The 15,281-nt window shown below is 39.0% G+C and carries 18 protein-coding genes; 6 read left to right on the forward strand and 12 right to left on the reverse strand.

Annotation, left to right across the window (positions count from 1 at the left end; all coding sequences use genetic code 11):
• Window positions 1-41: 41 nt before the first annotated feature.
• The 6 genes from ACFRAK_RS15990 to cdaS form a co-directional block, all read right to left on the reverse strand.
• Window positions 42-1,313: an ATP-binding protein gene (locus tag ACFRAK_RS15990; RefSeq protein WP_387598546.1), complete on the reverse strand. Its 1,272-nt coding sequence runs from the start codon at window positions 1,311-1,313 to the stop codon at window positions 42-44.
• Window positions 1,314-1,510: 197 nt separating this feature from the next.
• On the reverse strand, window positions 1,511-2,653 hold the full coding sequence (locus tag ACFRAK_RS15995) for an acyl-CoA dehydrogenase family protein (protein ID WP_387598543.1): 1,143 nt from the start codon (window positions 2,651-2,653) through the stop codon (window positions 1,511-1,513).
• A 110-nt stretch (window positions 2,654-2,763) separates the two neighbouring features.
• Window positions 2,764-4,011: a GTPase family protein gene (locus ACFRAK_RS16000; RefSeq protein WP_387598540.1), complete on the reverse strand. Its 1,248-nt coding sequence runs from the start codon at window positions 4,009-4,011 to the stop codon at window positions 2,764-2,766.
• A gap of 117 nt (window positions 4,012-4,128) precedes the next feature.
• Entirely contained in the window at window positions 4,129-4,881 is a 753-nt protein-coding gene (locus ACFRAK_RS16005; RefSeq protein WP_260284924.1) for a PadR family transcriptional regulator, read from the reverse strand.
• A gap of 244 nt (window positions 4,882-5,125) precedes the next feature.
• Complete coding sequence (gene map, locus ACFRAK_RS16010) at window positions 5,126-5,872, reverse strand: type I methionyl aminopeptidase (RefSeq protein ID WP_387598535.1); 747 nt, start codon at window positions 5,870-5,872, stop codon at window positions 5,126-5,128.
• A 265-nt stretch (window positions 5,873-6,137) separates the two neighbouring features.
• Complete coding sequence (gene cdaS / locus ACFRAK_RS16015; RefSeq protein ID WP_387708574.1) at window positions 6,138-6,764, reverse strand: sporulation-specific diadenylate cyclase CdaS; 627 nt, start codon at window positions 6,762-6,764, stop codon at window positions 6,138-6,140.
• Between the two features lie 270 nt (window positions 6,765-7,034).
• On the opposite strand from cdaS, the gene ACFRAK_RS16020 reads away from it, so the two are divergent.
• Window positions 7,035-7,355 carry a 2Fe-2S iron-sulfur cluster-binding protein gene (locus ACFRAK_RS16020; RefSeq protein ID WP_387598530.1) on the forward strand — a complete coding sequence of 107 codons (321 nt, stop codon included), beginning with the start codon at window positions 7,035-7,037 and terminating at the stop codon, window positions 7,353-7,355.
• Window positions 7,356-7,436: 81 nt separating this feature from the next.
• Here the strand turns inward: ACFRAK_RS16020 and ACFRAK_RS16025 are convergent, their stop codons facing one another.
• Window positions 7,437-7,817: a VOC family protein gene (locus tag ACFRAK_RS16025; protein WP_387598527.1), complete on the reverse strand. Its 381-nt coding sequence runs from the start codon at window positions 7,815-7,817 to the stop codon at window positions 7,437-7,439.
• Between the two features lie 352 nt (window positions 7,818-8,169).
• Here ACFRAK_RS16025 and ACFRAK_RS16030 point away from each other — a divergent pair, with 352 nt between their 5' ends.
• The 4 genes from ACFRAK_RS16030 to ACFRAK_RS16045 all read left to right on the forward strand — a co-directional run bounded on the left by ACFRAK_RS16030 (window position 8,170) and on the right by ACFRAK_RS16045 (window position 10,783).
• Window positions 8,170-8,637 carry a DinB family protein gene (locus tag ACFRAK_RS16030; RefSeq protein ID WP_387598524.1) on the forward strand — a complete coding sequence of 156 codons (468 nt, stop codon included), beginning with the start codon at window positions 8,170-8,172 and terminating at the stop codon, window positions 8,635-8,637.
• Window positions 8,638-8,703: 66 nt separating this feature from the next.
• Complete coding sequence (locus ACFRAK_RS16035; RefSeq protein WP_387598522.1) at window positions 8,704-9,117, forward strand: VOC family protein; 414 nt, start codon at window positions 8,704-8,706, stop codon at window positions 9,115-9,117.
• 227 nt (window positions 9,118-9,344) lie between these two features.
• Window positions 9,345-9,845: a VOC family protein gene (locus tag ACFRAK_RS16040; RefSeq protein ID WP_387598520.1), complete on the forward strand. Its 501-nt coding sequence runs from the start codon at window positions 9,345-9,347 to the stop codon at window positions 9,843-9,845.
• 386 nt (window positions 9,846-10,231) lie between these two features.
• Complete coding sequence (locus ACFRAK_RS16045) at window positions 10,232-10,783, forward strand: DUF402 domain-containing protein (RefSeq protein ID WP_387598517.1); 552 nt, start codon at window positions 10,232-10,234, stop codon at window positions 10,781-10,783.
• Between the two features lie 43 nt (window positions 10,784-10,826).
• Here the strand turns inward: ACFRAK_RS16045 and ACFRAK_RS16050 are convergent, their stop codons facing one another.
• Window positions 10,827-11,474: a lysozyme family protein gene (locus ACFRAK_RS16050; RefSeq protein WP_394572059.1), complete on the reverse strand. Its 648-nt coding sequence runs from the start codon at window positions 11,472-11,474 to the stop codon at window positions 10,827-10,829.
• A gap of 227 nt (window positions 11,475-11,701) precedes the next feature.
• Between ACFRAK_RS16050 and ACFRAK_RS16055 the strand changes: the two genes are divergently transcribed.
• Window positions 11,702-11,857, forward strand: a complete 156-nt coding sequence (locus ACFRAK_RS16055) for a DUF4021 domain-containing protein (RefSeq protein ID WP_192204772.1) — start codon at window positions 11,702-11,704, stop codon at window positions 11,855-11,857.
• 244 nt (window positions 11,858-12,101) lie between these two features.
• Here the strand turns inward: ACFRAK_RS16055 and ACFRAK_RS16060 are convergent, their stop codons facing one another.
• From ACFRAK_RS16060 to ACFRAK_RS16075, 4 genes are all read right to left on the reverse strand, one after another.
• On the reverse strand, window positions 12,102-12,887 hold the full coding sequence (locus ACFRAK_RS16060) for a glucose 1-dehydrogenase (RefSeq protein ID WP_387598512.1): 786 nt from the start codon (window positions 12,885-12,887) through the stop codon (window positions 12,102-12,104).
• Window positions 12,888-12,939: 52 nt separating this feature from the next.
• Complete coding sequence (locus tag ACFRAK_RS16065; protein ID WP_387598509.1) at window positions 12,940-13,692, reverse strand: SDR family NAD(P)-dependent oxidoreductase; 753 nt, start codon at window positions 13,690-13,692, stop codon at window positions 12,940-12,942.
• A 34-nt stretch (window positions 13,693-13,726) separates the two neighbouring features.
• Complete coding sequence (locus ACFRAK_RS16070; protein WP_387598506.1) at window positions 13,727-14,515, reverse strand: SDR family NAD(P)-dependent oxidoreductase; 789 nt, start codon at window positions 14,513-14,515, stop codon at window positions 13,727-13,729.
• Between the two features lie 113 nt (window positions 14,516-14,628).
• On the reverse strand, window positions 14,629-15,279 hold the full coding sequence (locus ACFRAK_RS16075) for a GntR family transcriptional regulator (RefSeq protein WP_387598504.1): 651 nt from the start codon (window positions 15,277-15,279) through the stop codon (window positions 14,629-14,631).
• Window positions 15,280-15,281 lie beyond the last annotated feature (2 nt).

Raw genomic sequence — 15,281 nt, forward strand, 5'->3', positions numbered from 1 at the left:
AATTGTAATCTATGAGTTTAAAACCGTCAATTTACACTAACTTAAATAAACTCGTTTCTATGTATGGGCAGGTTAATAGTGAAACATGTCCCTTTCCCTTGTACGCTTGATACATGTACCGTTCCATCCATGCTTTTGATAACGCTATACGAAACCATCATGCCTAATCCCGTCCCTTTATTTTTTGTCGTGAAGTAAGGCTCACCTAAACGGTATATTTGTTCCTGTGTCATTCCAATTCCTTGATCTTGGATCTTAATTTGGATGGTGGAGGCTGCATGAAATAAATGAATGTATATTTCGCCATCATGGTCCATCGATTCTATTCCATTCTTTATGATATTGAACAAGCATTGCTGGAATTTCTTCCTTTCACCCATGACATAATTAGCCCTATCTTCGAGAAGGAATAACTTCAATTTTATTCCATTATTATCAGCAAAGGGTTTTATGCTGTCCACGACATGCTGAATTTCCTCGGATACCCTTAATCGCTCTGTGTTTTCAGGGCTTATGGCAGCAAACGTCAAATAATCATTAATCACATCCGTGGCCCGATCTAATTCATTCAGTGCAATATTTGCATATTTGACCTTTGTATGGGAAGACACGTCTTCGCTTAACATTTGAATATATCCCCTGGTAACTGTAAGGGGATTTCTGACTTCATGAGATATGCTTGCAGCCAGATGACTGACGACCTGCATTTTTTCCGCTTTCACTAATTTTTCGAGAACCTGAAAATTAGTGAGGATGACTTCCCATAATAAGATTACAACAACGATTCCTATGACATGGATCGTGAAGTATTGTTTCCATAGACTTATCCCGATAGTAAGTTCAAATACTTCTGTTGAAATAAACTGTGTGAGAATTTGAACAATGAATATTAATGATATACCCATGCAGATTTTTTTACTTACAGACATTTTAAGATAGTATTTAGATATAAAAAACAAGGAAACTCCAATGAGTGGAAAAGTGATGCATGAGATATAAAATCCATTTTCCCCCCCTGATATATAGCGAATAAGAAGAGTGATGACGATCAATATGATTCCTAACCGATAGCCTCCATATAAACCGCCTAAAAGAAAAGGGATCCATCTGAGATCCCAAACAAAATCCTCTTCCATAACAACGGGAAATAGCATGCATAGAACAAGTGAAAGAATAGGGAAAATAGATAGGAAGGATCCTTTTAATGCATCTAAACGATATACATACTTCACTAGATAGCTCATTTGCAGTAAAAAGATCGGAAAAAGGATAATTAAAAAGTTAATCAGTAAATCTTTTGTCATAAGATTCATTTATACACCGAACTTTCGATATTTTTCGAAGATTTAGACAGGTATATCAATAATAACAAGATAGAGAATGATATGCTAGTGAAATTTCCATGCAGGAGTAAAAAAAGATGCAGCTAGAGGCGAGATGATTCAAGGATAGAAAAAAACACTGAAACGACGAAGTCATTTCAGTGCCATCAAAATATCCGAATATAATCTTAATAAAGAGCTGACTTTGCGAGCATGGTGATTGTCGCATCATCCATCGGAGGATTATGAAGTCCTGCGCGTACATCCCTATAGTAACGTTGCAGGGGATTATTTCGTTGTAAACTTTTGGCTCCGACGACCCTCATCGCTTTATCGACGATGGAAATCGATTTGTTGACGACCGATAACTTAACAGCACCCAATTGCTTCGATAATTCATCATGATCTTCAGGGTTCCGCACCCATTTTTCTGCGACGGAGTACAGGAAATGGTGTGCTTCTCCCAATTCCAGTTCCATCTCCCCAATTGTCCTTTGAACATTCGGAAGGTCCCTGATTGGTCCTGGTAAGCTATTGGGAGAATAGGTTTTTGCAAATTCGACTGCGTAATTTCTGGCTGCCACCGCGATTCCCAAGTAGCAGGCCGGTATATGTAATAGCCATGCTTCAGGTTTTCTTTTTTCACCTGGATTGCTTTTCATGACATAATACTTTTCAGGCAGGCTGACGTCATTTAACACCAAATCATGACTTCCTGTCCCCTGCATGGAAATCATATCCCAAGTTTCTTCTATACTTACCCCCATTACATCGCGATGAATTAAAAATGTGCCTAGCCGCTCATCCTCGGGAACCCATGCCGTTACTAGAAAAATATCAAGGACAGGAGAGAGTGTAGTAAAGGTCTTTCTGCCATTCAACTTCCATTGCTGACCCTTTTTGATGGCGATCGTTTCCGGTCGGCCTCCGCGCGTCGGGCTTCCCGTTCCAGCCTCGGATGCCGCCGTGTTGATGAGAGCGCCTTTCGACACTTCATCAAACAATTCATCCATGACTCCTTTTTCCCACGGTCTCTTCTCCGTTAAGGATAGGACCGTTCCAACATGCCAGCCTATCCCTAAGGCTGTTGGGCCGCAATATTGGGCTATTTTTTCTTGGCAAAGGAGAAAATCATATAAGGAACCGCCATATCCGCCATCTTCTTTTGCTAATGTTAATTGGGGATATCCAAATTCCTTTAACTCCTGAATGTTTTCAAAAGGAAATCCATTTGAATCATCAAGCGCTTCAGCTCGGCTGGAAAAGGACTGAATCGCTTCCTCTAATTTTTGTATATATTCCTTTTGCTTCCGTGATTGAAAAAACGACATGAAGATCATCCCTCCTGTAGAAAATCCTGAACCATACAGCAGCAGAAACAGAACTGCGAACTCCACTTTATCATATCACCTTAGTGTAGTTTATAGTTTGAATTTGCCCATTAAGAGTCAATATCTTCATTTTTATATTCTTTGTTCGCATTCTTGTAAGCTTCCTTCGCCTGATCAATATCTTTGTTTTCGAGAAAGTAAGCTATCGCTGCTTGCCCGATTCCATATGTGACCGCGCCCGCTACGGCACCGGAAACGGCTAGACCAGCTCCTGGGATGAAACGGACTGCAGCCCTGACACCTTCTCTGACAAGGAGACCGATTCCAACATTGACCCCTAATGCTGCAATGAATTCACTTGCCGTTTTCGTATTGATTTCTTTATCCGCGATAAAACCAATCACCACAATCATCAAACCTTGAATGCCAGTCAAAATGGGAAAATCAGCGAAAGGTATTGGCTCTGCACCGATTATACCGGCTATTGCCGTAAACGTTCCCACTATCGTCCGCGCGAATTTCTTCTTAACGAATTGACTCTGCATCGCTTTGGCAGTCTTCAGCTTCGCTTCACTGGGTAAGGCCTCGATCAAGTAATCAGAAAGCAATTCTATGTTCCAACGCATATCATATTCAATATTTCCGCCTTCATCAAAATCAATATACGAACAAGTAGGAATGATGTTCAATAATGGTATATCACTCTCTTTAAATCGTTTTGACATCAAAGCGATGGCTTCATCAATATTTTGTTTTTTCTTAGGATTGGCATCAAAAGGTACTTGTTTATAATGTGGCGGATCTAATTCATCCACTTGTGTGATCACACAGATGACAGGTACATCATAATGGTGATTCTCTTTAACGATTTTGCGCAGCTTTTTCAACTCTTGTAAATCTTCTTCAATCCGTGAATCAGCTTCTTTTGCCTTAATCAAGAAAAGAAACACATCAGGCTGTTCTTCGGTTACCGCTTTTATCAATTCATCCATTGGTGTTTCTTCTTCGAACTCTTCAGTAGGAGCTTCACTCTCTCCCAGCCCCCTGGAGTCCAGCAAACGGATTTTGGGCTCGGCATCACTCGGGTACCATAGCCATTTTCCCTTACCCGTTCCAGATTTAACGGAACTGACATATTGCCGTTCCTGTCCAAACATCGCATTGATCAGTGATGATTTTCCGGAACCCCGCCTTCCGACAAGAGCAATTCTCGGTTCCCTTGCATCAACTGTCATTGTTTTTAACTTTAAGAGCTGGTCGAGCATTTTGTTCTTTTTCGATTGTGAAATGGGCAGCTTATTTACCTGGCCTTTAATGAAACTGAATAGGCTTCCCATTTCTTCGTTTTTTTCCACCATCAGTCATTCCCCCTTGTTAAGAAGTTTTTTAAGTAACATTTACCCTGAAACGATCCAATTTAAGCATGTAACTCCAATCTCCTTGCAAAATTAAGGGGTTCCATTTCATATATTCATTTAACTCTTTTCTTTTAGGAACATAACGACACTGGCCATATATTTTTGGATTTCCTGGACTTGAAAGGCTGCAGAATCCGCAATCTGTTTGTAATGATGCTGTCCTTCATCGGTGATTCGTAAATATCGTTTAGTTCGTTTTTCACTTTCCCATCTGCCGACAAGAAGGCCGTTCTCTTCCATTTCATGAGATAAATCGTACAAATACCCGTTTGAAGCAATCCAACCGAACTGATTTTTAAGCAGATCGCCAATTTCCCCCATGTAAATAGGCTTCTTAGTGAAAGCGGCTTTTAAAGTTACATAACGGACAAGGTCTTTCACCGATATTATTTTCGAGAAATACGACCTGTATTCTTCTGGCAGTTCATTAATGACCGGTGGGTTTTCACCAGAACCCCTTAAATCGAACATGAAGCGATCAATGACCTTTTTCACTTCTGAAAACCGTTCCAGGAAATTTTCTTGGTACCATATGTAAAGTTCTTTGCCTTTTTCAGTAATTTGATAATAATTTCTTCCCTTATCCGTATATAATGATAAATGGTTGGATTCGACTAGCGTATTGGATATTTTACATAGATAGTCATAGCTATGCACTTTTCCAGTGAACGTATTTTTTAGGTCCTGATGAATCGCCCTTGGATAATTCGCTTTTATTCTCAAAGAGTGTAGTAAAAAAATCGTTAAAAATTCCCGCTGGCTCAACCCAACCGTTTCAACCGTTGCAGACAGTTTCTCCCCTTTCTTCACTGTCAAAACCCCCTTTATAATGTGTTTATATAACATATTATTAATTATTTCTTCCTTCCCCTTATTATCCTGTGCTCCCACATAATAGTAAAGTTTTTAATGCCTGACTGCCTATTACTAATTTTTCGAATTCGCTCTATTGGGGGGGGCAGGGTTCAGAATATTCTGTCGAGGTTTATTGTGATATATTTTAATAAAGCAAAAAGAAGAAACGGCACATGATAAGGCCGTTTCTTCTTTTTGTTTACTGTTCCGTTAAAATGATCGGATCTTCTTTTGTAATGACGAGGGTATGCTCATATTGGGCGGAGAGTTTTCCATCTGCCGTTCTCGCCGTCCAGCCGTCTTGGTCCATTTTCATATGCCATGTTCCTGCATTCAACATTGGCTCGATCGTGATGACCATTCCCTCTTTTAGACGCGCACCTTTACCTGGCTTACCATAATGCAGGACTGTTGGGTCTTCGTGCATGGTTTTACCGATTCCGTGCCCTGTAAAATCGCGAACGACAGAAAACTTTTCACCTTCTGCATATGACTGGATTGCATGCCCGATGTCCCCAAGGCGATTTCCTGCACGTGCAACTTCGATGCCTCTATATAAAGCATTCTTGGTTACATCCATTAAACGCTGAGCTTCATCGGAAACTTCACCGACTGCATATGTCCAAGCTGAATCCGCCAAACCTCCGTTAAGGTTCACCACCATATCAATCGTAACGATGTCTCCCTCTTTTAAGGCTTTCTTTTGCGGAAAGCCGTGGCATATCACATCATTCACTGATGCACACGTTGCATATTTGTAGCCGTTATAGCCCTTTTGTTCAGGTGTAGCACCATGCTCAGCCAAGTACTTATCGACAAATTCTTCGATTTCCCAAGTCGTGATGTCCGGTTTTATCATTTTTGCAATTTCTCTATGCGTCGCAGCAAGAAGTTTGCCCGCTTCATGCATCAAATTTATTTCTCGTTCACTTTTAATGGTTATCATTTAAAATCCTCTTTCGTTTTATAACTTTTCTGATTGAGACTCCTTATTTATCATATGCCTTTTTTTATATAAAAAGCAACCAAAAACCCGGTAAAAATCACCGGGTTCATTAATTCAAGACCTATTCCGTACCCGTAATTCCGAGAAAAATAAGCTTTTTAATGACAAAATTGATAAAAATATGTTTATCCTTTACCCAAAATGATTATTTTTCCGGGGAGTGAATTACCTACAACATATAATCACTATTAATTGTTCAAAAATTCTATATAGGACCATGAGCATTAATTGGGTACAGATTCCCATTAAATGCGAATGAAACTCTTCCTGTTTCCTCTGATACGACCAATACAAGGGCATCACTTCGTTCAGATAAACCTAAAGCAGAGCGATGCCGTGTTCCAAGTTTTTTTCCTCCTGTTGATCTTTCGGAAAGCGGAAGGACATTTGCTGCGGAAACAATTTGATTTTGACTAACCAATACAGCACCATCATGTAGTGGATTTCCAGGAAAAAAAATTGATTCCAATAAAGAATGGGTTAACTCCGCTCCTATTGAAATACCTGGTTGGATCAAAGAATCAAGAGGATCTCCCCGTTGAATCACAATTAACCCGCCATGTCTCAAGTTTGACAAATTTTGTACACAAATTGACAATTCGGGATATTTGTCCGTAAACGGTGACAAATAACAGTTCAAATAAAAGGTTGCTGCTTTCATATCGATGTATACGAATTTATCCTTTATTTTCTCAAAATTTCCAAGAAGACAATAATTTTCATCACCCATTGCTTCTAAGTTATCCTGTAATGACGATATTACTTGACGAATTTCCTCTTTTAACATTTGTTTCATTGGTGAAAAATCACAATTGCCATTAGTCACAGGCATGCACCTCCCTTTTATAATTTCACTCTCTTTTATTCAATAAATCTTAATTGGCTCTCTAAAAGAACATACTAATTTTCCCTAGCTCTGTTTGTACCTTGTTAAATTTATAATTATGAATGTACTTAAAGTTTGTCTTCAAGATAATTAATTATTCATCTTAACTATCAATCAGTAATGACTTCACATTTTTTTATGTCATATGGACAAGGTAAGTGAATAGATATGTAAATGACCTGTTGAAAGATATCTTATAATAAGAGGTGGTATTAGATGCCTTGTGTAACAGTATTTGACCAAGGAACGTTTGAAGTTGAAAATGGAAAAAAGTTAGTATTAGCATTGGAAGATCACGGTATTAATATTCTTCACCGATGTGGCGGGAAGGCTAAATGTACAACTTGCAGAGTGGAAATTTTCGCAGGTGATTTTTTGGAGGTCACACATAAAGAAAAAAAGATCTTTGAAGAAAAAGGGATGGAAGATCATTTGCGTTTATCTTGTCAAATTTACGTGAATGGGGACATAACCGTTCGGCCGATCAAGACTGTTGAGAACTCTGGACTTCCTGCTGGGCCAAGGCCTGCAGACTAAATAGTAGTATAAAAAAACATCAAAATGACTAAAAATAGTTTTTCTAGTCGTTTTGATGTTCTTTATTTATAGATAAATGATTTACTTCTTTTCCATGACCGCAAAGTAATTATCTTCATTATCAGCAAAATTGAAGACTCTTCCAGATGGCATATTCACAATTTCCCCGACTTTGATATTCTTCTCAGAAAAGTCTTTATATAATTCATCAAGATTATCCGAGTAAAACATTAACGAAGGTGTATTAAGATTTAATTCAGGCTGCATTTTAGCAATGAATTCCTTATTATGAAGGATGATACTCGTTTGTGCTTCCTTTGTTGGGGCTATTTCAATCCATCTTAGCCCTTGGCCGTTATCTTCTTCAGAAATTACACTAAAACCGAATTTTTCCGTCCAAAATTTCAATGACTCGTCTTGGTTATTTACATATAACATGATTTGACCGACTTTATTAATCATTTGCTTCTCTCCCTTTCTTCTGGCTCCGTTATTAATGATATCCATTAAGTATAAGCATATTGTTGGTTGGAACTAGATAACTAATTGAATGGTATAATAAATACAAAATTTAATCAATATTTACCAAGGTTCCTGGCTTTTGGAAGTCAATTTCTTACGAATATTGCTTAATTATCACTTCTGCATGATCCAAGTAATCTGTATGTGCGAATTCCCTTCCAGATATTGCGCTATCACCGTTAATCGTTCCATAACTCCACCACTCTTATGGGAGTAAAAATTTGCAGGAGTAGCAGGACTTTTCGATTTTCCCCAGAACTTCTATACAGAGTATTTCTCAAAGGAGAGTGAAATGATGGTTCTATCGAAAGAGGGTTTGCTAAATATATTAGAAGGCAACAGGAGATTAACGATGCGGGTGGTTGAAGCCTTTCCTGAAGAGGAATTATTTAACTATACCCCGGCTGGGAAGCTTCGCCCTTTCGCAGAGATGGTTAAAGAAATCATGAACATTGAGACTGGATATATGCGTGGTATTGCACTTAGTGTTTGGGAGTATCCAGATTCGTTTGCTGGGATTTCCACCAAAGAGGAACTAGTTTCAGCATGCGAAGCGGTAAGGGCTGATACAAGGAAACTGTGGGAGGAAATGAATGAGGGAACGCTTGCAGTCGTGGAAAAGGATCCCTTTTTCGGTCCCTCACAAAGCCACTTTGATAGACTTCAATATGCTTTGGAAAATGAAATCCATCATAGGGGACAAGGGTATATCTATCTTAGAACGCTCGGAATTGAACCACCGGAATTTTTCGTCAGGTAATAATGAAACATGATGTCATTAAACTTATAGCAACGAATAATAAATTAAAAAATAGGAGTGAGATAAATGTCAGTTGATGCATATCTTAATTTTAATGGGAATTGTCGAGAAGCAGTAGAGTTTTACGCAGAGGTTTTTGGAACGGAGCAACCAAATATCATGACCTTTGGTGAAACACCTCCTAATCCGGAATTTCCCCTTCCAGAAGAAGCGAAAAATTTAGTCATGCATACAAGGCTGAATATTAATGGAAGCAATGTCATGTTTTCCGATACTTTTCCTGGTATGCCCTTTGTTGAAGGTAACAATATCAGCCTGGCATATGTCGGTAATGATTTGGAAGAAATTAAATCGATCTTTAACAAACTTAGTGTAGGAGGCACGGTTGGTATGGAGCTCCAAGAAACATTCTGGAGTAAAATTTACGGTCAGTTAACCGATAAATTCGGAATCAATTGGCAATTTAACTTCGAGAGCTAAGAAATGAAGATGAGCCTTTATTGATTAATCTTCGATTTGGATATAGGTCTTTTCACTGGTGAAAAGTTTCTATATCCTTTTTGTATTTCCATCACCAAGGGCAAAGATTCTATAACTAAGGAAACAATTTTTCGTTAACCCTTAGGGGATGCTATATAAAGGTTATCAGTTAACTGATTGGCTAGTAAAAATTGAATTCTCAAATATGTAATCGAAAAGGAGAAATTATGAAAAATAAAATTCAAAAAATCACAACTAACTTGTGGTTCGATACTCAAGCTGAAGAGGCGGCAAAGTTCTACACTTCCATCTTCGGAAATTCTAAGATTGGAAGAATTACTCGCTATGGAAATGAAGGGAATCAAATCCACGGGAAGCAAGAGGGATCAGTGATGACCGTGGAATTTGAGTTGGAAGGACTAGCATTCGTAGCATTGAATGGCGGTCCTCAATTCAAATTCACAGAGGCAATATCATTTATCATCCATTGCGAGGATCAAGAAGATGTGGATTATTATTGGGGGAAACTTTCCGAAGGCGGAGACGAAAAAGCGCAAGTGTGCGGTTGGCTGAAAGATAGATTTGGTGTTTCATGGCAAATTGTCCCTGCGGAACTAACCGAGATGGTAAACGACCCGAATCCTGAAAAATCGGAAAGACTAATGAAAGCGCTGCTCCAAATGAAGAAAATTGACATTAAAACTTTAAAGCAGGCGTATATAGGATAGGATCCAGGAAACAACTACCTCGTAAGTTGTGTTTATTCCAGAAGCGTACGAATTTGAAGTAAATTAAGCCTATTTTCTTGGTACTTCAGGTGTGAAATTAGGTTTTGAGATTTAAATTTCCTTGAAGCTGTTAATCCTCATTTCCTGGCGATCCACCTATTAGAAAGGCTGTTTTCGCATACTTTGTTCTATTTACCAAGTAAAGCGGTGTGGTTGATTTCCCCTCCAAATGCTCCTTTCCGCGGGGCAGGTGAGCCTCCAATCAACCTTAAATCGTTTTGTTTTAAAAAAAACAATCTTTACGAAAAGAGCCTTTAGAAAAGAAAAACCTTATTGAGTATAATGAAATAAATGATCTAGATAGTTTTTAAGGGAGAATAGAAACGATGGACAATATATTTACACCAGCACTACAGCGTGGTGATGAAATAATAGAAAGAAAAATCCGCTATGACTCCTTAGTTGTGGAATATAACTGTTTGCTGTTAAAAGCTCAAAAGCAACATGTCGTGCTTTTTCATGAAATCATGGATTCGTTCACGATGAAAGCGGGTCCTATAAAACTAACCATTCCTATAGGCAGTTATACGATTGCTCATTATTGGAAAGACCGTCCTTATAATTTATACATCTGGAGAGATAACGAAGGGCAATATTTAGGATCCTATTTTAATATTGTAAGGAATACATATATAGAGGATAAGTTGGTTTCCTTTGAGGATTTGATCATTGATATCTTGGTGCTTCCGGATGGGGCACATTTTATTTTAGACGAGGAAGAGTTACCTGTGCCATTAGAGCAATATGAGAGTGGCTCTGTTAAACTAGCCCTAAATTCTTTGCTTGATTCCATTGATATTCTTCTTTCACAAACCATTTCAGAATCCGAGAAACTCTATAAACATAATGACCTCCTTCCATGGTTGAACAGCAAATGACAAACAAAAAGCCTACTTCATTCAGTAGGCTTTTTGTTCTCCTTCACTCACCATCAGCTTGAGCCGATATACTGTCGGCAAGCTCCTCAATGTTCTTAGATACCTTTGCACTGTATGAGTAATCACCGTAGCAATATGGGTATCGAAAATTCTCTTTGTCTCCGCCGCAATCATAAAGGGTAGGGTTTTTTTCGACCTGAAGCATGGAAAACTTCTTCGCAAGCGCCTCAGTATGCTTGCCCCCTTTTTCCGCAACGAAATCAATATAACCTATTCCCATGTTATATGCTTGGATGATCGTGGCAAAATCCACGTCCTTTTCATTGCCATATTCATTGATTCTCTTAAAGTGTTTCACTCCATACTTAATGCTTTCCGTTGGATCTGTGATCGTATTTGGATCAAGACCCGCTGACTCAGATGCCTGCATGGGGTCACCTCCCCGTCCCCGGCTTTCCTGCTGCATCAATGCAATCAATGTCGAAGTATGCTCCTCAAGCCCGTATTTAGCCAGCTCGTCCCTAAGAAGTGAACTATACTTTTTCACGTTCGCAAAAGAATCAAGCGTATTTACTGATGTGGAAACATTTTCGTAATTGGGGGTTCGCATGATCTCCTTAAGTAGCAAAAATGCAAAGATGAGGATAAAAATGACAAAAACATTCTTAGATTTCTTACGTTTCTTCTTCACAATCTCTCTCCGTTATCTCTAGGTTATATATTTATATCTTAACAAATAGTAAGAGTAATAACTATTTAGAATACCATTTAAATGTTCTTGAAAAGGAGATTACTAGCATTGAATAAGTATTTTATCTTTAACTCTTAATTTAAACAAAAGAAAACTTAAAAAGACCCGGTCACTCAGCGTATGTTTTTTCGGATAATGAGACACCCTATTGTGTGGAGGTGATATGTATGGATAGGAAGAATGATAAAGATGAAATCCTTGATGATAAAAAGAATAAAAATAGAAATGAGTTTGGAGCAGATCCCGATGAACAAGAAATGAATGGTCTCTATGGTATGTTGGAAACTGAATATGAAGATAAGCTTCATGATAAAGAAAAATAACGATTGGTTTCTTGAAATTTTGTTAAGCGCCTTGTATGGCGTTTTTTTAATGAGTGCATCTGTGTTGAACTTCTCGAATCTATTCTATAGGTTCGCATAGGCTATAAACGGATTTTTTACATCTTCCACAAAAAACGAAAACCCAGAAGGTCTTCGTTTTCTGTAAATGTGAATATGTTGGGTCATTAACTAAAAAGATACCATTAAAAGGGAGTGACCAAATGCTGCCACTCCCTTTGTTCAATTAGTATTGTGAAGATTGTCCGCCATCAATCGGAATGACTGCCCCGTTGATGAACTCTGATTCCCCAGATAATAAGAAAGCGACTAAGCGGCCGACTTCTTCAGGTTTACCAAAGCGTTTTTTAGGATTCACACTGACGAAATCCGCCATTGCTTCTTCCCAATTCTCCCCGCCTATTTGCCTGAATGAACCTTCAACCATCGTTGTTAAGATTACTCCTGGTGCAATGGCATTTATGCTGATTCCGTATTGACCATATTCTATGGCAGCTGTTTTTGTTAATCCTGCTACAGCATGTTTACTTGCAACATAAGCAGCTTGGTTAAGCACAGCACGAATTCCGCCTACAGAAGCCACGTTCACCACTGCCCCTGATCCTTGTTCTTTCATGATCGGCAGGATGTATTTCATGCCATAAAATACACCATTAATATTGATGTCCGTTACTTTGTTGAAAACGTTGCTATCGTATTCAGCCGTAGGTGCCTGTTTACCTTCGATACCCGCATTATTATAAAAACCATCGACTCTACCATATTTGCTGACTGTTTGGTCTACATAGTTCTTGACTGCTTCTTCATCCGATACATCTGCAGTGATCAGAAGCACGTCTGAATTTGGTGCAATTTCAAAGATTAATTTTTTTGTTGCCTCCAAAGATGCCTCGTTTAAATCAACTAATGAAAGTTTAGCTCCTTCTTTAGCCATTTCCAATGCGGCTGCTTGTCCTAAACCTGATCCTGCACCTGTAATGATTACTACTTTGCCATCGAATCGTTTGTTCATATGTCAAAACTCCCTTTTTAAGATATCTGGAAAATCTAATTGATAATAATGATTACCCCTTAAAGCTTAAGAATCCATCATCAACAGGAATGACTTGTCCATTAATGGCATCCGCTTTTTCAGAGAACAAAAACGTTACAACTTCAGCAACTTTTTCTGGCTGTATCAATTTTTTCCTCATATGAAGTTGGGCCAAACTGTCCAGGAACTCTTGATCATCACCAATGATCGGCGTTTCGATAAAACCTGGTGCAACACCGACAACACGAATCCCATATTGCGCAAGTTCAATTGCTCCAGATTTAGTCATGGCGATGACTGCAGCTTTTGCAGCATGGTAATTAAAGCTGCCGATTGAAACCATCGTCCCATATATTGAGGCTGTATTAACGATTGTAGCGCCTGTTACCCCAAGCTCCACCATCTTCCTTGCTGCATAATACATGCCATAATAAACGCCGTGTTGGTCAACATCAACGACTCTATGGTAAGATTCTGGATCCATCTCTAGAAATGGTTTTACTAGTCCAATTCCAGCGTTGTTGAAAATGCCGTCGATGGTGCCATGATTGGCAACTGCAGCTTCGATCATCGCATCCACTTCTTCCGCATTAGCTACATCCACTTTCACAAAAGAAGCCGTGCCTCCCTTTTGTTGAATGGCTTCAGCCGTTTCTTTAGCAGCAAAATCATTGTAATCAGCCGCTACGACAACAGCTCCCTGTTCAGCTAATTTACATGCCGTTTCCTTTCCAATTCCGCTGCCTGCTCCTGTAATTACTATGACTTTTCCTTTTAAACTCATGTATTCGTCCCCCTGTAATAAAGTTTATTGCTTATCAGATTAAAATGGCCCCTCCGTCAATTACAAGTTCTTGACCCGTAATGTGGCTGGAAAGATCCGATACTAAGTACATCATTAGATTTGCAATTTCCTGCGGTTCAGCATACCGACCATCCGGAGTCGTTGCTTCCAACTGTTTTCTAGCCGTTTCAGCTGCCGCGGAATCGCCTTGACCAAACCCGCTTTCAATCGACCGCATCATAGCCGTGTTGACGACACCTGGGCAGACGGCATTCACCCGTACACCATGGGGGGCAACTTCGACACCAGCAGTTTTCGTCATTCCAAGAACCGCATGTTTACTGGCGCCATACGCCACCATGTTTGGCGTAGCGAGTAAACCAGCTCCAGAAGCTGTATTCACGACCGCTCCGCTTTTTTGTTCAATCATACAGGGCAATACATGTTTCAAACCCAAGAAAACGCCACGTACATTTATTGACATTAATTGATCGAAAACCTCAGTAGGATAATTGATAAGTGGCATGATTTTCCCTTCCCACCCTGCATTATTCAGGAAAATATCGATTTTACCATAAGAATCTATCGTTTTTTGAACATAATTTTTTATATCGTCTTCATTTGTAACATCGGCTTTAACGAACTTCGCTTCGCCGCCTTTTTCTTTGATTTCATTTACCGTTAACATTCCAGCCTCTTCAGAAAGGTCAACAACAACCACTTTGGCACCATTTTCTGAAAGTGTAATAGAAGCCGCCCGGCCGATACCCCCGCCGCCTCCGGTAACAATTGCTACTTTTTCTGTAAAATCAAATGCTTGCATAATATTCTCCCTTTCTCCCTTTAATCTTGGTGATGATCTTCTTGTTTGAATACGATTACATCATAACACTATTTTTGTCGATTGTCGACAATTTGCTTTTAGAGTCAAAGACTCTACATCACTCCATGTTTCAGAGCTTCATGAATTTCATTTTTTGCCTTAACGAAATCATCTTCGAGAATGCCCTCAATAGACATTTTTAATCTGAAATGGAAATTTTCCATCGTTTCTGTATTCCATTGACTTTGGGCAAAAACCATGAGGATATGACTGGCTTCCTCAAAAAATCTTGATAATGCTTTGTTATTAGCGATTGTAAAAATATATCGAAATATCTGTTCAGCTTTTTTTTGATACTCGATTACATCACTTTTCTCACACTTATCCGTTGCACTTTCCAAATGCTTTCGTAATGATTGCTTTTTTTCCTCGTGCCACCTTCCTTGGGAAAATTCAATGCCCATCTGGATCAGCCCGATCGTAACATCATTATATTCAATGATTTCCTTTTGTGAGAATGGCTTGACGATCGTTCCCCGCCTCGGTATCCTCTCAACAATTCCGTCAACCTGCAATAAATAAAGGGCTTCGCGAACTGGTGCACGGCTCGTATTCAATTCTTTGGAAATGTCTTCTTCGACGATTTTCTCTCCAGCTTCAATTTCCCCTTCAATGATTTTTTTTAAAATGTGTTTGGCGATTTGTTGTGGTAACGATTCCCCAAAATAAATGCCATCTGTCAAATTGGAAGTATTTCCAAACATCT

Source organism: Peribacillus sp. NPDC056705, assembly GCF_043656335.1.